Consider the following 18015-nt stretch of genomic DNA (forward strand, 5'->3'; position numbering starts at 1 on the left):
GCAGGATACAAACACAATGCATGAGAGCGGCAGTATGGAGCGGGTGCAGGTAGTGGTGATAGGCGCCGGCATTGCGGGGCTGAATGCAGCGCGCCTGCTTGCGGGGCAGCAATACTCGGTAAGGGTGTTGGAGGCCCGGGAGCGGGTGGGTGGACGCTTGCTGAATCATCAATTTGGCAATGGCGACACGGTCGATATCGGCGGCCAGTGGGTGGGGCCCGGGCAAGACCGCATGTACCGGCTGATCGACTCGCTGCATGCACAGACCTGGCCGCTGTACGACCATGGCGATAACCAGTTGCAACTTAACGGCAAGTTGCGCCGATACCGGGGCACCATTCCCAAGATCAATCCCATTGCACTTGCCGATCTCGGGCTCGCGATGGCCCGCTTTGAATCCATGGCCAAACAGTTGGATCCATCGGCGCCCTGGCAGCACAGGAAAGCCGGGCTGTGGGATGCCATGACGCTCGACAGCTGGCTGCAAAAAAACTGCCGCACCCGCCTGGCCCGGCAGTTATTTGCTATCGGTATCGGTGCGGTATTTGCCGCAGAACCCGCAGAAATTTCCCTGTTACATGCACTGTTCTATGCGCGTTCGGGCAATTCACTGGAAACACTTCTGGCTGTCACCGGTGGTGCGCAGCAGGACAGAGTGCACGGTGGTACTGCCGGGTTGTGCGATGCCATGGCTGCGCAACTGGGGGCGCGTGTGCAGCTCGGTGCGCCGGTGGCCAGTGTCGAGCAATTGCCGGATGGCCGCATGCAGGTTCGGCATGCACTGGGCAGCATCCAGTGTGACCGCGTGATCATGGCCGTGCCGCCGAACCAGGCATTGCGTATTGACTTTGCGCCTGCGTTACCGGCCTGGAGGGACAAACTGCTGCAACGTATGCCGGCGGGTTCCTGTATCAAATGCATTGCCCGTTACGACAAGCCGTTCTGGCGTGAAAGCGGCCTCTCCGGGCAGGTGGCGAGCCCGGCCGGTCCCGTGCGCGTCACCTTCGACAACTCCGAGAGTGGCAAGTCTTCCGGGTTGCTGATGGGCTTTCTGGAAGGCGATGTGGCGCGGCACTACAGCAATGTCAGCGCGGATGAACGTCGTAACGCGGTACTGGATTGTTTTGCCCGCTACTTCGGCGAGGCCGCGCGCCATCCGCTGGAGTACGTGGACAAGGACTGGAGCAGCGAGCCGTGGACGCGGGGCTGCTATGCCGGTCTGATGGCTCCCGGAACCTGGACCGGTGGCGGCGAACGGCTGCGTGAAGCCAACGACCGCATACACTGGGCGGGCACGGAGTTTGCGGTGGAATGGTTCGGCTATATGGAAGGGGCGCTGGAATCTGCCGAGCGTGCGGTGGCGGAAGTTACGCGCGCGCTCGAGCCGGAAAAACCCTCCTTTGCGGAAGCAGGGGAGGCACCCCGTGTGTGACACTCTCGCCCTGCGCAGCACAGGAGCCACGTGGCTGGCAAAAAATAGCGACCGCGATCCGTTGGAAGCGCAGCGGGTGGAGTTCATCCCCGCGGTAAAAGGAGACAGTACCAGGCAGCTGCGCTGTACCTGGATTGAGATACCCCAGGTGCCTGATCGTCACGCGTGCATTATCGGTCGTCCGGCGTGGATGTGGGGCGCCGAGATGGGGGTTAATGAGTGTGGGGTTGCCATTGGCAACGAAGCGGTATTTTCACGCAAGGTCAAACGCCGCGGTGCGGCGCTACTGGGGATGGACCTGCTGCGGCTGGCTCTGGAGCGTGCGGATAGCGCGGATGCGGCATTGCAGGTGATTGTCGAGCTGCTGCGACAGTACGGGCAGGGTGGTCCTGCAGGCTATACCCACAAAGAATTTCGATACGACAACAGTTTCCTGATTGCGGATCGCGCCACTATCTGGAAGCTCGAAACTGCCGGTGCACAGTGGGTGGCCAAAAAGGTGGCGTCTGTGGACAGTATCTCCAATGCCCTCACCATTGGCGACGACTACCAGCTGAGCACCGCGGAGCTGGCGGCAAAGCCGGTAGACTTCCGGCGCCAGTTCGACACCTGGCTGGTGCCATTGGTCGGTGCCAGCCGCATGCGGCGTGAATGCAGCCTCAACCAGCTGCGCGCGCTGGATGCGGATACCGCTGGCTTTGCCGACTTTGCCCGCATACTGCGCACGCACCGACGCGGTAAACCCAGCGGTAACAGCGACCTGTGTATGCATGCCGCGCCATCACGCTCCCCATTCGCGTTTTTGCGCCCCTCACACACCGTGAACAGCATGATTGTGCGTATCGATGATGGTGGGCCGCGCGTGGCATTTACCGGTACCGCCAGCCCCTGCATGAGCCTGTTCAGGCCCGCCGGGTTTTCTCCTGACTGGAGCGTGTATCAGCGGGACCTGTGGGAAAAGCACCGGGTGTGGCTGGACAATGTACGCCGCGGCAGCCGAGGCCGTTTCCAGGCAAGCGTGGCGAACCTGGAAATGGAAATGTTTGGGGCGCTGGAAACACTTGACCCGGAAGCGGCTGAAAAGCCGGTCACAGATCGGGTGGAGGCTGTCTTTCGGGATGCAGTCGGTGACTGCCAGCCGGGGGTGAAAGCGGGCTCACTTAATTTTTAGCCGGAGTTGCTAGCCGGAGTTGTGTATCCGCGCCGATACGCAGGTGTGTATTAAAAAGGCGCACGATTTCGCCTCTTTTTCCAGCGTCCTCTTGAAATGAAAGTGCGGCGGCGTATAGTGCGCATTCTTCTAATCAACCCAACCAATGGAGGCTTACATGTTCAGACAATTTGATATTGCTGTCGCACTGGGTCTGCGTGGTTGCGGCCTTTTTGTTCGCTGAACGCTCTTCTGATCCAGTTTCTCCGATAGCTGTCTGACATTGTCCGCATTTGCGGGCTCGCTTTGATATTTTTTTACGCAGGCCCGCTGGGCAATGCGCGACCGCGTGTTGCCCGAATTTATCGGCTTGCTTGAAAGCGGGTAAAACCCGTAGTAATTATGAAAACGTTTGAACTGGATATGATACTGGAATGCCTCGGTGGTCAACGCCGTACGTTCCACTACTTTAAAGATAAATACTGCCTGGATCTTATTGGCAACGAACTTCAGGAGCTTCCAGGGCAGGCCATGTCACTGCGTGATTTACGTCAGGGACGCTGGGAGAAGTTTCTGCACAAGCCGCTATTGAAATCAATTTTGGCCGACTGTGGCGATGGTATGTTGCGCAGTGAGCAACTCAAGGCTGCGTGGATTCCGGAGCAGTATGCTTTCAATTTGACTCTTGGTACCTGGTACCGGGAATACCGCTGCTGTCAGCAGACGGCGCGCCCGGGTGGCAGTCTCGTACTTCAACTCAATTTTGATCAGCGCCACAATCGAGCTTACGAAAAACTGCTGAATTTTTCGGCTTTGAGCAAGTATGCGCGTTCAAATTTCGATGCCAAAGCGAGTGTGCGTGGTTTCAGCGGGCACCCGGTCAATTTCGTCCGGGGGTGCACCATGTCCTGGGTGCGAATGGATATGGACCTTGATCGTGGAGAGTGTCTGATCGAGGAGGTGCAGAACGATTGGTTGCGTAACAGCGAGTGGCTGGCAACGCACTTCGAGAAATGCCTTGCAAAAAACAAGGTGAAAGCAATCGAGAGGATCAGCCCGCAGTTCAAGGGGCATTACCGGGAGTTTATCGACTATGTGCGGAATGTGCTGAAGCCCTACCGGACACTTTGGGCCGAAGCCTCGTTAGCGGCAGCGATTGATTTTGTGCGTGCCGAAATTGGTAGCGTGGACATCTTTTACCACACCGCCGACACCGGCGCGCGACTCAAGGGGATTAAGGACGACCTGCCTCCCAAATCGCTGTATACGCGTTTGCCAGAGCGGTTCGGCTTCCAGCTGACGGATGAGGCACCGTCCTTTTTGCAGAGTGACAAGTTCACTCGTCGCTGCATGAAGGCGATAAAAGAGCCGGTAAGGTTTTACCGGCTGTGACAATAACAGAGTGCGGGCCATGTTGCCGATTAACCGGCAACGTGGCCACGGCCAGAATAAATCTTAGTAATCTTATTGGCCATTGCTGCTGTTGTTTATTTCCGCCAGCATCAACTCCCGGATTACTGGTACAGGTGAGTTTCCGTAGCTCAGGAACTTTTCGTGAAATTGCTTCAGGTCGAACTGGTCGCCAAGTTTCTCCTTTATTTCTTCACGCAGCGCCATGATGTCCATATAGCCGGCAAAATAGCTGGTCAGCTGTACCTGGCTCAGGGTGGCCCGGCGCCATTTGCCCATGGCTTCGGTCTTTTGCTGAAAGGCCTGTTTCATCATCAGGTCCATGGCCTGCTCTTCACTGATGCCTTTTACCTGGATGGAGTAGTCGAGGATTGTGTTGACGACAGTACGCAGGTTCCATTTGTAATACATCATCCACAGTTCCGGGGAAAAGTCTCCGTAGCCGGCCTCAAGCATCATGCGCTCGGTATAGACGGCCCAGCCCTCAATCATAGCTCCGTTACCGAGAATGTTTTTGATCAGGCTGGGCGACTTGTTGGCATAGATCAGCTGGGTGTAGTGGCCGGGGATGGCCTCATGGATATTCAGGATCTGCATCAGGTAGGTGTTGTACTCGCGCAGAAAGCTTTCGGCGCGGTCGTCGGGTAACTCCTCTACCGGCATTACGTTGTAATAGGTATTGGCGTCCTTGTCGTAGGGGCCGGGCGCATTGATCGAGGCTACCGAAAAACCACGCATATAGGGAGGTGTGGTGCGCACCACCAGAGGTTTTTCCGGGTCCAGCGTCAGCAGATTTTTGTCGTTGACGAACTCCACCAGTTCCGGAATCTGCTCTTCGACCGAGGCCTTGAAGTCTTCCTTGGTGGCGTGATGTTCAGAGAGCTTTTCCAGTACCTGGGATATCTTTTCGAGAATATCCTCGGGCGGCTTTTGTCCCTCGAAATATTTGGGCCACAGCTTGTCGGCGAGTTCATCCATCTTCAGGTGCAGGCGGTCCTTTTCCCGAAGGGCGCGCTCGTAAAGCTCCTTGCCTGTCATGCTGATCTGGATATCGTACCGGAATTTTTCTTCATATAGCTTTTCACCAATCCGGAAGTCGTGAAAGCTGTCGGCTTTCTCCATGGATGCGTGGAGTGTCTGCAAGTGCGCAACGTATTCGTTAATGGCGGTGCGAGTGGCCGCAAGGCGGGTGTTGAATAGTTCTTTTTCTTTGTCTGTGAGACCGCTCGCGGCTAGTGTCTCCTCCAGATCTTCTCCGAAGACCGATAATGCTCCCTCATTCTGTTGTATACCAAGCATAAGCTGCGGCGATGCGGGGTTTTGCAGGGACTGTTCTGCTGCGGAGTAGTACGAGGGTACCATTTGCATTCGGTTGCTGAACGTTCTCAGCCGGTCATCCAGCGGTGCATAGTCGGTGTTCAGAATCAGCGCGAAGCCGTGCGAGACGTTGTAATTGGCGGGGTCCCACTCATGGGGCTTGAATACCGTCAATTTCCAGATGGTCTCGTCGAGAAAGTTGTTGATCAGCGCCAGGTCAGTACGCGTGTTATCACTCAGTGCTTCGGGCCTGAAGCGCGAGAACTGATTGCGGTAGTCCCGGGCGAAGCTGAGGACTTTCTGACGGTAATTCTGATCGGGTGCCTGCAGCTGCTCGGCCACCTGGTAGTAGCCGTTGCTGATGGCCCAGGAGGGGAACAGACGCCACATACGCTCCACCATCTGGTTGCTGAGTTGCTGGAATTCCCGTTCTGTCCTTGAGCCCTTGTTGTCAGCGGCTTCCCGGTTGCTGGCTGCTTCGCCTGATGACGGGGTGCTGGCGTCGCCGCTTTCGGCAGCGTGTTTGCCGGTGGTGGTTGGCGCTGGCTGCGTATTTTTTTCCCCACACCCGGACAGGGCGCAGGCCGACAACAGGGCTATCATCAGGTGTCTCATAGTGGTTCTCGAACTTTTGACGGAATCTGCTCAAAAACTAGCACAGTCGACTTATAGTTATCCCTTGTTGCGGCATTTATTTTGTGTGATCCAGGTCGCCTTGTTTCACATTCGGGCGGGGGCTACAGTGGCAAAACCTGAATTTGTGGCCGAGTGCCGCGATTCGAACCGGTCAAATTTGTATTGTTATAAAAGGAGTCTGGTATGACAGAACTGGCAGCACAGGCGTGCGAGGCCTGCAGGGCTGATGCACCGCTGGTCTCGGATGAGGAACTGGCGGAATTGCTAAGGGAAATCCCGGATTGGACCCCGATTGCTCGGGATGGCGTGATGCAGCTTGAGCGGGTATTCAAGTTCCGCAATTTCAAGCAGGCCCTGGCGTTTACCAACCGGGTTGGCGAAATCGCTGAAGAAGTGGGCCATCACCCGGCGCTGCTCACAGAGTGGGGCAAGGTCACTGTAACCTGGTGGAGCCACGAGGCCGGCGGCCTGCACAAGAACGATTTCATTATGGCTGCACGTACGGACAAGCAGCTGGACGCGGAATAAGCGCCCAGTGCTTGTGGGCATGGCATTGCCCTGATCCCGGTGCAGCTTGAGTGGCTCCGGTGGTGCATTCCGCCGGGGGCACCAGTGGCCAGGTGTCTGTTTACGGCGTTCGCCGTATTGGCCGCTAGATGCACAACGAATGAGTAAGAAGGATCACAATGCTGAAGATGAAAGTCACCTGCGAGCGCTGCAGTGCAAAGCTCGGCCTTTCCGATCAGGCCTTTATCTGTTCCTATGAATGTACTTTCTGTGCCCAGTGCACGGAAGAGCTGAAGCAGGAGTGTCCGAACTGCCAGGGCAACCTGGTTGTTCGCCCTCTCCGCCGTACGTCTCCCACCGAAGTAGCGAAATCCGGCTTTAAAGCCAAGCTGGAAACCATTCTTCCCTGATGCCAGTGTATTCGGCTATCGCGGCATTGCAGTTGGAGATGCTGCTCAGGCGCGTTTCTGTGCCCACAGTAAAAATTCCCTGTTGCCATCGCCGCCAGTGATTGGGCTTTCCATATAGCCTTGGATCGCAAGATCCAATTCCCCGCACAGCGCGTAAATCTTTTCCTGTACACCCTGGTATAGAGAGGGGTCGCGCACCAGACCGCGTTTCCCGATGCCGCTCGGGCCCACTTCAAACTGGGGTTTGACCAGGCTGAGCAGGTGACCCCCGGACTTCATGAGCGGGGGTAGCTGCGGGAGTATGAGGGTCTGGGATATGAAAGATACGTCCATTACCACGGCATCGAAGCCCTGATCGCCAAAAGGGGCTATCTGGTCGGCGGTTAGGTGGCGGGCGTTGAGTCCCTCAAACAGGTGCATGCGCGGATTTTCTCGCAGCGGCTTGGCCAGCTGATCGTGGCCCACATCCACGCCCACCACCAGTTCGGCACCCCGCTGCAACAGGCAGTCGCTGAAGCCGCCTGTGGAGCAGCCGACGTCCAGTGCATGCCAGCCAGCTGGGTTGAGACCCGTGCGGTCGAGGATGCCGGCCAGCTTCAGTCCTGCACGGGACACATACTGGTCTTCGGGCAGGGCTTCAACACGGACCCGGGTATCCTCACTGAGTGTCTGGCTGGCCTTGGTGGCGGGGCGCCAGTCATGGCCGTCTGAAAGCTGTACACGTCCGGCATCAATCAGTTTGCGCGCATGGGTGCGCGAACTGGCAAGTTGCTGCTGAACCAGTAACAGGTCGAGACGGATCATGGATGGTACTCACTATATTATGGGGAGCATCGGGTTGGTGGTGGATTCGGCTGCCATGCTAACCTGTGCCCCGCGAACAGAGAAGTCTCTGGCAAAACCGCACTTTCATTTCGGAACGGAATAACAGGAGTTGGCGTTAGATGGCAAACAATGTGTTGAGCAAGTTCAGGGTGCGTAAGGGCAAGGTATTCGAGGCACCGCTGGAGAACGCACTCGGCCGTCTTGTCACGCCATTTGAAGAGTTTATCCACCGTCAGAGTAGCAGTGGTCTGTTACTGATGGCATGTGCGGTTATTGCACTGATTATCGCGAACTCGCCCTGGCAAGAGTGGTACAAGCACCTCCTGCATCTACCGGTCAGTTACAACTTTGGTGACTGGTCGCTGTCCATGAGCTTTCACCACTGGATCAACGATGGCCTGATGTCCATCTTCTTCCTGTTGGTGGGACTCGAATTGAAACGGGAGTTTCTGGTTGGCGAGCTTTCTGAATTGAAGCACGCGGTGTTGCCGGTGATGGCGGCCATTGGCGGGATGGTGGTGCCGGCGCTGATTTTTTACCTGTTGAATGGTGACACCCCCTCTGAGCGTGGCTGGGGGATTCCCATGGCGACGGATATTGCCTTTGCGGTGGGGTGCATCGCTCTTCTCGGCAACCGGGTGCCACGAGCGGTTGTGACCTTTCTGGTTGCACTGGCGATCGTGGATGACCTGGGTGCGATTCTGGTGATTGCGGTCTGGTATACCGAGAGCGTGAATACCACGGCGCTGATGGCCGCGTGTGCGTTGGTGGCAATGCTGTGGCTGCTCAAGTTTGCCGGCGTGCGCCGCTCACCAGCCTATATCTTCGTAGGCATTTTACTCTGGTATGCGCTGTATATCACTGGCGTGCATGCAACCCTGGCCGGCGTGATTACCGCGATGGCAATCCCTGCAAAACCCAAGTATGACCCGGTGGCTTTCAGTACTTTCGTGAAGGATATTATCCGCAGCTTTGACCGCTGCTTTCGCCCTGGCGACAAAATCATCGCCAACGATGCGCTGCGCGCGCGGGTAACCGCCCTGGATAATGGTATCCACCTGGTGCAGTCACCTCTGCAGCGTATGGAAACCCGCCTGCACATCCCGGTGGCGTTTATTGTGGTGCCGATTTTCGCCCTCGCAAACGCGGGTATCCCCGTCGACAGTTTTACCAGCTACGACGCGGTCTTCAACCCGCTCACCATGGGTGTGATCTGCGGCCTGGTGTTTGGCAAGCTGATCGGCATCGTGGGGGCCACATGGATCGGTTGGAAACTGGGGTGGGGTGAACTGCCCAAGTCCTCTACTTTCCGCCACATTATTGGCGTCGCCTTGCTGGGTGGGATCGGTTTTACCATGTCGATCTTTATTGCCGAACTGGCGTTTGCCGGTGAGAACGAGATGCTGGTTCAGGCCAAGGCGGGTGTGCTTCTGGCATCGGTGATCGCCGGTGTGGCAGGCTTTATCGTATTGCGCGGTGCGCCAATCGAGGAATCCACCCAGAGTGATCAGGCCTCCTATCAGGACTCATCGACGACGGGTGTGAAGGCGGGGGCGAGCGAAGGCGGCTCAGCCCAGCAGCTCGGCCAGGGAACGGATGAGCATCGAAAATAACATCGGTGGCGGGAGTGTCGGGGTCTATGGCGTATCCCGGCCAGGACCAGGCAAGAAAGCAATAACGAGAGCGATAGCGGGGAGGCGTAAACATGTCGAAACCCATCTATAGCCACCGGGTAGAAGCGGTACTGCGCTGGAAGCAGGTGCTGCCCCGGCTGGCGCTTCCGGTTATTTCACTGATGCTGGTGTTGCTGTTATTGCCTTCTGCGGTGCGCTCGTCGGCGCCGGGCTACCCGGTCGATGACTCCTTCAATGTCGATGCCGCGTTTGCAAAGGCGCGCAAGGCGTATGCAGACATCACCATTGCCCATGTGGCGCCGGCCGCGGGAACCGTGGTGGAGAGGGGGCTCGTGTATCGACAGGTTGGCGAGCGCCGCCTGCACCTGGACCTTTTCCGCCCGCAGTCCTCGGCGCCGGATATCCGGCGTCCGGTGGTATTGCTGGTGCACGGTGGCGGTTGGCGCTCGGGTAATCGTACTCTGCAGGAGCCCATGGCCACCTTTCTCGCCAACCGGGGCTTCGTGACGGCTACGGTGGAGTACCGGCTCTCGCTGGAAGCCCGTTATCCGGCGGGTGTACAGGACGTCAAAGCGGCGCTTGGGTGGCTGCGTGATCGCGCCGCTGAATTCGGCATAGATCCGCAGCGTATTGCCATTCTTGGGGCCTCTTCCGGTGCGCAGCTGGCGACCCTGGTTGGTGTTACACCGGGCCTGGAAGTGTTTGCGACGTCGGCCTCCGCGGGCAAGGATTCTATCCAGGCCATTGTGAATCTGGATGGCGTGGTGAGTTTCACCACACCCATGGCCCTGAAGCACGAGAATGCGCCGCATAAAAATCCATCTGCCGCAGGGGCCTGGTTTGGCGGGCGCTATCAGGATGTGCCGGAGCTCTGGCACCAGGCTTCGCCACTGGAATATGTGGGAGCGGATTCGCCGCCGACTTTGTTTATCAACAGCAGCCAGCCCCGTTTCCACGCCGGGCGCGATGCCTATATCGCGCGTCTCACCGCCGCCGGTATTGCCAGTGACGTGATGACCCACGACGACTCGCCACACCCGTACTGGCTGTTTGAACCCTGGTTTACCCCGTCCGCGAAAAAGGTGGCGGATTTTCTGCAGCAGAATATGAAATAGCGTTCGCGTACCGCTGCGGCGACTGGATATACTCGCGCAAATATTCAGGCTAAACCCGGTGGCGGTAAGGCTGAGGCGGCCATCGCCTCCGAGGTTTTTTTGGTTCCTCTCTTTGTGCGGAGTCCCAGGCTAATGCAGCAGGCCGAACAGTTTTTCGATCTTCTCAAACTACTGGTACGCAGCCCGAGCGTGGTGGGTGCGGAGCATTCATTCTTTCGCGTGTTGCAGCGGGAGCTGGAAGAGCGCGGGGCCCATGTAACCTGGTATGAAGGATTGCTGGTAGCTCAGGGGCCGCGCCCGCACAGCGCCAAGTTTTCTGCCCACATCGACCGCCACGGACTGATCTGCACTGGCCCCAACGAATTCCAGTACGCCGCCTTCGTCTCCGGCCGCCGCTCGGACCTGCTGGGCAACTCCGTATCTGAAAAGCTGATGACGAAAATCGTCGACCGTTTCCAGGGCGTCGCCGTCACCGCCTATGAACCCTGGTCCGGCTCCTATTTCGGTTCCGGTGAGATCCGTAGGGCCTATGTTTGCGGCTACCGCAACAACCTCATCTTTGAAGTGGCCGGGCTCGAGCATGTAGTGGCGGGAACACCGGTGGCGTTTACCGATCGCCTGAAGGTCAGCGACGGCATCCTGAGTGCACAGCTCGACAATGTGTTGACGGCGGCACATCTGGTGCACCTTTATAGCCTCGGCTTTCAGGGCACCGCTTTTTTTACCGCGCAGGAGGAGTCCGGCAGCAGCTGGCGTTATCTGCTGGAGTGGTTCCGCCGTTTTAATGGCGGTACTGAGAGGTTGATCGTGGTGGATACCAGCCCTTATCCCGACAGGGCGAGCGCCGATGCGCAGCAGGTGGTGTTGCGGCGGCGGGACGTCAACGCTGAATTCCATCCTGGCACTACCGAACGTCTTGCTGCCCTGTGTGAATCGCAGGGAATCACCTATGGCTACAAGGACGCGTACATCGAAGCACTGAACCGGAAGGCGGCCGCGGAAGGACAGGAGCCCCAGTCCCTCGGCAGTACCGAGTTGGGACGGATCGTTTCTGCGTCTTCCGGGTTTGTACAGGGCACGACCCTGCAGATTCCCACCACCGGCTACCACACCATGGAGGAGTCCGCCTCACTGAGCGCGAACAGTGCCTTCAGCGACCTGTTGTGGGCCCTCGCCAACGAGAGTTAGAACTCGTCAGCAATCTGATAGTGGTTGCACCGGTTGTTACAGTAGGGCCGGTCTGAACGCAACGCGCCGGTTTCCGGGTTCACCGTAAGCTGGCGTTTTTTCTGGCCGTGATAGGCCACCACGCTCCAGTAGCCGTTGCGGAACTGCATCTGTGAAAAGGAGTGGAAGCCCAGACGCTGCAACCGCAAGCGTACCGCACCGGCGCTCAGCGCAACTTCATCGGGCGTACTGCCATCCAGGTCGGGGCCATAGAGCTCTGGCGGGATGGCGCTTTGTGGCGGTCCCGAGAATTGAAAGTCATTGGCGCCAAACGGGCCCGGTTGCTGGGCGTATGTTGCAGTTGCCAGCAGTAGCAGGGTTAGTGCGAGGGCGCCCGCGGTTGCTGACTGTCTGGTCTTGCCCGACTGGGTGCCTGGTCGTTCGATGCGGGCGGCAAACAGCATGGTATTCCCCAAATTGCCTTTATCGGGGGATTTATAGGGTGGGAAAGCGCTGTCTCCAAGATGAATCAGGGTGTCCCGGTTGCTCTGCCGGCTGGCGCTCTATCCGGTGGGGCAAGGGAATGTGATGCGGTGAGTGGAGTGCAGAGTGCGGTGGTTTCGGCACCACGGCACTGCCTGCCGTGCATTGGCTGCTAAAATGGCGCGCTATTTATCATTATAAGTGAGAAATGGCGCCAATCATGACTTTGCATTCTCTTTTCCGTCGCCTCGGCGCGGTACTGCTCGGGTTCGCCGGCAGCACCGGGGCCTTCGCCGCCGATCCCCTCAATGTCACCGGAGACAAGTTCCGCCAGCTCGAGGAGCTCCTGCCGACCCCGAATACCTACCGCGCGGCCTCCGGCGCACCGGGTCATGCCTACTGGCAGCAGCAGGCCGACTACGACATCAAGGTGTCCCTGGACGACGACAAGCAGCGTATCAGCGCCTCTGAAACGATCACCTATACGAATAACTCCCCGGATACGCTGCGTTACCTGTGGCTGCAGCTGGACCAGAACCGCTTCAAGCCGGACTCCTCCGGCAACCTGGCGGCGCCGGTGGATGTCCAATCCATCGCACCTGACACCATCCCGTTCGGCAGCTTTCGCCGTGAGGTCGTATCCGCGGAGTTTGAGGGGGGCTACCAGATCACCAAGGTCGCGGATGCCAAAGGGCACGACCTGCGCCATACAATTGTCGATACCGGTATGCGTATCGACCTGCCACAGCCACTCAAATCTGGCGACAGTGTCAGCTTCCGGGTGGACTGGGAATACAACATCATCGAGCAGAAGGCCCTCGGTGGCCGCTCTGGCTACGAGTACTTCGAGCGCGACGGCAACTACCTGTACGAGATTGCCCAGTGGTTCCCGCGTATGGCCGCCTATAACGATGTGAGTGGCTGGCAGAACAAGCAGTTCCTCGGTCGTGGTGAGTTCGCGCTGGAGTTCGGCGACTACCGTGTGGCCATTGAGGTACCGGCGGATCATATCGTTGCCTCTACCGGCGTCCTGCAGAACCCCGACGATGTTCTGACCCGTGAGCAGCGCGCGCGCCTGAGGCAGGCCCGCACCGCGAAGAAGCCGGTAATGATCGTTACCAAGGACGAGGCCCTGGAAAACGAGAAAGACCGTGCACGTGGCCGCAAGACCTGGGTGTTTGAAGCGGAAAACGTACGCGACTTCGCGTGGGCATCGTCGCGCAAGTTCCTGTGGGACGCACAGGGCTACAAGAAAGGCGGCACCGACACCATGGCGATGTCTTTCTATCCGGAAGAGGGCACGCCTCTGTGGGACAAGTATTCCACCGAGGCCATCATCCACACCATGGATGTCTACAACCGTTACAGCTTCGATTACCCGTACCCCACATCCATTTCCGTGAATGGCCCGGTGGGGGGTATGGAATACCCGATGATCACTTTCAACGGCCCGCGTCCGGAGATCGACGAAGAGGATCGTGAAAAGCGCACCTATTCCCGTCGCACCAAGTACGGCCTGATTTCCGTGATCATTCATGAGGTGGGCCATAACTACTACCCGATGATCGTGAACTCCGATGAGCGCCAGTGGACCTGGATGGACGAGGGCCTGAACACCTACGTTCAGTTCCTGGCCGAGCAGGAGTGGGAAGAGAAATACCCCTCCCGACGCGGGGATGCACGCAAGATTGTGGAGTACATGAAGAGTGAGAATCAGGTTCCGATCATGACCAATTCGGAGTCTATTCTGCAGTTTGGTAACAACGCGTATGGCAAGCCGGCGACTGCACTGAATATTCTGCGTGAGTCGATCATGGGCCGCGAGCTGTTCGACTTTGCCTTCCGTGAATATGCCCAGCGCTGGAAGTTCAAGCGCCCGATGCCGGCGGATTTCTTCCGCACCATGGAAGATGCGTCCGGTATGGATCTGGACTGGTTCTGGCGCGGCTGGTTCTACACGACCGACCACGTGGATATCAGCCTGGACCAGGTAAAGCACTACACGGTGGGCACCAAGAACCCGGATGTCGAAGGCCCGTGGAAGCGTGAAAAGTTTGAGCAGGAGCCGGAGACGGTTACCAAGCAGAAAAACCGCGCGCAGCGTATGACCCGCATCGTGGACGGCAAGCCGGAGCTGGCCGACTTCTACAATGAGCATGATGAGTTCGATGTGTCCAACGAGGACCGAAACAGCTACCGGGGTATGCTGGAAGGTCTGGACGATTGGGAGAAGGACCTGCTGAACGTGGAGAGCAATGTCTACGTACTGGATTTCAGCAATATCGGTGGCCTGGTAATGCCGCTGTTCCTGAAGCTGGATTATGAAGATGGTTCCAGTGAGGAGTTGCGTATTCCGGCGGAGATCTGGACACGCAATGCCAAAAATACTTCAAAGATGCTGGTGCGTGGCAAGGACAAGATCCTGAAGTCTGTGGCCCTGGACCCGCACTGGGAAACCGCGGACACCAACGTGGAAAACAACTACTACCCGCGTCGTATCATCAAGTCCCGTCTGGAACTGTTCAAGGAGGAGGAGTCCCGGAACCTGATGAAAGACTGGGAAGTGGAGCTTAAGGAAGACTGAACGTTCTTTCGCACTTTTGGCACCTTACACTGAAGGGACTTCAGTGGCGGTGCCGATACCGGGTACAGACTTGTGAGACACGCCGTGAACCCATCCCTGGGGGTTCTGCAAAAACATCCTGTTTTTGAAGGTCTCACAAGTCTGTACCCGGTATCGTCACCTTCCCATAGGGCGGCAGCAGCCAATGAATTGTCTGGCTTTTCTGAATTTATCTGAGGTTTCCGCGATGCACTCGGCACGTATATACAGTTTCCTGCTTTTGGTGTTGCTGGCACTGTTAGGCTCTCAGGCCCACGCGCACCGCTATCATTTTGGCCTCACTGAACTCTCGGTGAATGAGCGTACCCAGTCCCTGGAGATCGCCCATCGGTTCTTTGTGGCAGATGTGGAGCGCGCGCTATCGCTGAGCGCTGGCGAGGAAATGCAGGATGCCCGAAAGCAGATGGAAGCCTACGTCAACCAGCACTTCCAGATGCGTTCGGAATCCGGTGCGCTGGTGAAGCCCAGGTGGGTGGGGATGGAGTCCGACGTGCACGATGTATGGATCTATCAGGAGGTTCCGCTGACGGCGGTGCAGGGGAAATCCTTCAAGGTGCGACAGACCATGCTGATGGAAGTGGAGCGGGATCAGGTGAATACCCTGAACCTCACGCGCGATGGCGATACGCAGAGTTATACCCTCAAGCCGGGCTCCAGTGTGGTGGAGATCGAACTTTAGCCGCAGCTACAGTGCCGCTGATGCCTGTCCGTCTTGCCAATACCCGGGTTGAAGGTGTTGGTGGGGTCGAGGGATTGGTAGAACTGTTTTAGTGGTTCGTCGGCCTGGTACAGGTGGCCGACATTGTGTTCGGCGGGGTAGCGCGCACCGCGCTGGTCCAGTGTTTTAAGCAGCGCTGCTTTCACCTTTTTCGGGTCTGCGTTTTTTTTCAGGATGTAGTCCTGATGGAAAACGTTGCACATAAAGTGGCCGTAATACAGCCGGCGCTCAAGCTGGCTTTCCATAGCATCGGGCAGCTGTTCCTGCCAGTCACCGTCATTGCGGCGCAGCGCAATATCCAGCGGCAGTAGCTCGCCCACTTCCTCACTGTGCACATTCTGGTAGCGCATGGCTGCGCCCGCGGCAACGAAGCGATGCAGCATGGCTTTTGCGGCTTCGGTCGGTGTGCAGGCGAAAAAATCCCCGGTGTTTTCGTCACGTTCGAAAAATGCGTTGAGCCATGTTTGCGCCGGCGCGATATTCGCGTCCGCGACCTTGACGATCAGGTGGTGCTCGAACTGTTTCCGGTAGTCCCGCATGCGCTGAGGCAGGTGCTCCGGCAGCAGGTGGCTGAGTTTCTGTAGCAGGCGGTCTGTGAGAAAACGCGGCAAAAACCGGCGTTTTTCCAGCCACGCATCCACGCGGCCCTTTATCGCAAAGAAACGCGGCATATTGCCGGTACCAAGCTTTTCGATGATATAGAAGCTGTCTTTGCCATATTCCGCGGCCATGTCGAACATGTCCCGGTGCAGGTATTCGCCGAGAATGGGGAGCTCCGGCAATTCGGTCAGCAGGCCGCGGCGCAGTCGTGCAAAAACGGTGGGGTCGTTGCTGCCGATATAGAACGTCTGGGTGCGCTCGGGGATTGGGAAGGTATCCAGGCGCACGGCAAATACCGCAACCTTTCCGGCACAGCCACTGGCCTCGAAAAGGCGGCGCGCGTCGGCGTTGAAACGTGCTGGTGTATCTGCGTCCACGTCCCGAATACGCTGGCTATATTCACGGTCCGAGGCCATGCGTGGTCTCGGCTCCTGCTCGGAATAGGGCAGGTCGTCAACGCGGGCGAAGGTCCCCTGTTCCAGGTTGGTGAGGATTTCTTCCGGCGTCTCTCCCAGGTCGATGCCCAGGTGGTTGACCAGTCTTAATTGACCGGAGGCATCTACCTGGGCAAAGAGTGCCAGCTCGGTGTATGCCGGGCCGCGCTGGCAAAGAGCGCCCCCAGAGTTATTGGCGATGCCGCCGATGATGGAGGCGCCGATGCAGGATGATCCGATCTCCGAGTGCGGCGATCGCTTGAGGGGGGTGAGCAGTCGTTCCAGATTGTGCAGGGTGGCTCCGGGCAGGGCGACGATCTGCCTGCCGTCGTCGAGCAGGTGGATGCCGCGCATCTGCAAGGTGTTGATGATTACCACAGGTCGGTCGTAATCCGAGCCGCTGGGGGTGGAGCCTTCGGTCAGTCCGGTGTTGGCGGCTTGCAGGATGATGATCGCACCGGCATCCACGCAGCAGTTGAGCACTCGCCAGAACGCAACGAGCTGGTGGGGGAATACCACCGCAAGCGCCGGACCATCACCGGAGCGGAAGCCCTTGCGATAGTGCTCATTGCGTTCCGGATCGGTGATGACCCGGCCGGGCCCGAGCAGTTGCTGCAGGTTGTGCAGCAGCTGCGATGCTGTGGCGGTCTTCTGCATGGATTCAATCCATGTCCTGTTTCACATCAATGATTTCACCGGTATTTGGGTCTACTTCGAGCTCCCATTTCTTCCCCTCTTTATACGCCTCCACTTCCCAGCGGCCGTTGCCCAGGGATACGTCGATAACCGGTACATAGCCCTGTTGCTCCAGCTTGGTGACGATGGCTGAAAGCGCCATCGCACCGGGTGGTGGCTTTTCATCTTTCGCGCTGGCTTGTGCAGCGGCGACCGCGGCAATACCTCCCAGGGTTACGGCAAGGAGTGAATTTTTTACATTCTTCATGTGGCGCTCCTGATCGTTACATGCGGCCAACCAGTTTCAGTCATTGTTGCCGAGACGCTGTTGCATCATAAAACACCATTCGTCACTGCCGCCGTCAGGCCCGTGGGCGCCATCACCGCCGGTCAGCTTGTCGGCGGCCATAAACCACTCCGGGCTACCAACCGATGGCATGCCGTCCGGATACTGTTCGGCGATGGCTTCACTGTACTTACTCATCAGCTGTTCATTGACCCACTCAAACCACTTGGCGTTGCAGATCAGCTGGCCTTCACTGTTGGGGCTCTCCGCGCTGTCATTGCCGGTTGCGGCGGAGTCATCGCTGCCAGAGCCTCCAGCGTCATCGCTATTTGGATCGCTGCTATCTGGTTCTGTGACGATCACTTCTTCGATTACTTCGGTTTCTGTTTGCGGTGTCTGGTCGGTCGGCTGGTCCGGGTCGTGGGTCTCGGATTTGCGACTGCAGCCGGTAATGGCAATGGAGGCCAACAAGCTGGCAAGCAACAGGTGACGAAACATACAGGCTCCTCGTGGCGATCGTAGTTGGCGCCGAATTGATTTGGCTTCAGGAAATAAGCATAGGAGGAATTCTGCGACTTGCACGTCTGGCGATG

At 57.9% G+C, this 18015-nt stretch carries 16 protein-coding genes; 10 read left to right on the top strand and 6 right to left on the bottom strand.

The window, feature by feature from the left end; all coding sequences use genetic code 11:
* The first annotated feature begins 16 nt into the window (after positions 1-16).
* From GTQ55_RS06625 to GTQ55_RS06635, 3 genes are all read left to right on the top strand, one after another.
* Entirely contained in the window at positions 17-1432 is a 1416-nt protein-coding gene (locus GTQ55_RS06625; RefSeq protein WP_202620670.1) for a flavin monoamine oxidase family protein, read from the top strand.
* Positions 1425-2603 (top strand): carcinine hydrolase/isopenicillin-N N-acyltransferase family protein, encoded by a 1179-nt coding sequence (locus GTQ55_RS06630; protein WP_161858023.1) that lies wholly within the window; start codon positions 1425-1427, stop codon positions 2601-2603. Before GTQ55_RS06625 ends, GTQ55_RS06630 begins: the two co-directional genes overlap by 8 nt.
* Positions 2604-2984: 381 nt before the next feature.
* A complete protein-coding gene (locus GTQ55_RS06635; protein ID WP_161858024.1) occupies positions 2985-3974 on the top strand; it encodes a hypothetical protein in 990 nt (329 codons plus the stop codon).
* A gap of 72 nt (positions 3975-4046) precedes the next feature.
* Here the strand turns inward: GTQ55_RS06635 and GTQ55_RS06640 are convergent, their stop codons facing one another.
* Positions 4047-5924, bottom strand: a complete 1878-nt coding sequence (locus GTQ55_RS06640) for a DUF885 domain-containing protein (RefSeq protein ID WP_161858025.1) — start codon at positions 5922-5924, stop codon at positions 4047-4049.
* A gap of 204 nt (positions 5925-6128) precedes the next feature.
* Here GTQ55_RS06640 and GTQ55_RS06645 point away from each other — a divergent pair, with 204 nt between their 5' ends.
* Positions 6129-6473 carry a 4a-hydroxytetrahydrobiopterin dehydratase gene (locus GTQ55_RS06645; protein WP_161858026.1) on the top strand — a complete coding sequence of 115 codons (345 nt, stop codon included), beginning with the start codon at positions 6129-6131 and terminating at the stop codon, positions 6471-6473.
* Between the two features lie 158 nt (positions 6474-6631).
* Positions 6632-6862 carry a DUF1272 domain-containing protein gene (locus GTQ55_RS06650; protein ID WP_161858027.1) on the top strand — a complete coding sequence of 77 codons (231 nt, stop codon included), beginning with the start codon at positions 6632-6634 and terminating at the stop codon, positions 6860-6862.
* A 45-nt stretch (positions 6863-6907) separates the two neighbouring features.
* Here the strand turns inward: GTQ55_RS06650 and GTQ55_RS06655 are convergent, their stop codons facing one another.
* Complete coding sequence (locus GTQ55_RS06655) at positions 6908-7666, bottom strand: TlyA family RNA methyltransferase (RefSeq protein ID WP_161858028.1); 759 nt, start codon at positions 7664-7666, stop codon at positions 6908-6910.
* Between the two features lie 140 nt (positions 7667-7806).
* Here GTQ55_RS06655 and nhaA point away from each other — a divergent pair, with 140 nt between their 5' ends.
* From nhaA to GTQ55_RS06670, 3 genes are all read left to right on the top strand, one after another.
* Positions 7807-9300, top strand: coding sequence for a Na+/H+ antiporter NhaA (nhaA, locus tag GTQ55_RS06660; protein ID WP_161858029.1), 1494 nt, complete (start codon positions 7807-7809; stop codon positions 9298-9300).
* A gap of 92 nt (positions 9301-9392) precedes the next feature.
* A complete protein-coding gene (locus GTQ55_RS06665) occupies positions 9393-10436 on the top strand; it encodes an alpha/beta hydrolase (protein WP_161858030.1) in 1044 nt (347 codons plus the stop codon).
* A 132-nt stretch (positions 10437-10568) separates the two neighbouring features.
* A complete protein-coding gene (locus tag GTQ55_RS06670; RefSeq protein WP_161858031.1) occupies positions 10569-11624 on the top strand; it encodes a peptidase M42 in 1056 nt (351 codons plus the stop codon).
* Here the strand turns inward: GTQ55_RS06670 and GTQ55_RS06675 are convergent.
* Positions 11621-12067 (bottom strand): hypothetical protein, encoded by a 447-nt coding sequence (locus tag GTQ55_RS06675; RefSeq protein ID WP_161858032.1) that lies wholly within the window; start codon positions 12065-12067, stop codon positions 11621-11623. The two genes, GTQ55_RS06670 and GTQ55_RS06675, sit on opposite strands and share 4 nt — an antisense overlap.
* Before the next feature lie 239 nt (positions 12068-12306).
* On the opposite strand from GTQ55_RS06675, the gene GTQ55_RS06680 reads away from it, so the two are divergent.
* Positions 12307-14670: a M1 family metallopeptidase gene (locus GTQ55_RS06680; RefSeq protein ID WP_161858033.1), complete on the top strand. Its 2364-nt coding sequence runs from the start codon at positions 12307-12309 to the stop codon at positions 14668-14670.
* A gap of 226 nt (positions 14671-14896) precedes the next feature.
* Complete coding sequence (locus tag GTQ55_RS06685) at positions 14897-15388, top strand: DUF6702 family protein (RefSeq protein ID WP_161860048.1); 492 nt, start codon at positions 14897-14899, stop codon at positions 15386-15388.
* Here GTQ55_RS06685 and dld read toward each other — a convergent pair.
* The 3 genes from dld to GTQ55_RS06700 are packed head-to-tail and all read right to left on the bottom strand — an operon-like array spanning position 15385 to position 17920.
* On the bottom strand, positions 15385-17118 hold the full coding sequence (gene dld, locus GTQ55_RS06690) for a D-lactate dehydrogenase (RefSeq protein WP_161858034.1): 1734 nt from the start codon (positions 17116-17118) through the stop codon (positions 15385-15387). The two genes, GTQ55_RS06685 and dld, sit on opposite strands and share 4 nt — an antisense overlap.
* A gap of 4 nt (positions 17119-17122) precedes the next feature.
* Positions 17123-17404, bottom strand: coding sequence for a PepSY domain-containing protein (locus GTQ55_RS06695; RefSeq protein WP_161858035.1), 282 nt, complete (start codon positions 17402-17404; stop codon positions 17123-17125).
* Between the two features lie 36 nt (positions 17405-17440).
* Positions 17441-17920 carry a hypothetical protein gene (locus GTQ55_RS06700; protein WP_161858036.1) on the bottom strand — a complete coding sequence of 160 codons (480 nt, stop codon included), beginning with the start codon at positions 17918-17920 and terminating at the stop codon, positions 17441-17443.
* Positions 17921-18015 lie beyond the last annotated feature (95 nt).

The organism is Microbulbifer hydrolyticus (assembly GCF_009931115.1).
GTDB classification, from domain to species: Bacteria; Pseudomonadota; Gammaproteobacteria; order Pseudomonadales; family Cellvibrionaceae; genus Microbulbifer; species Microbulbifer hydrolyticus.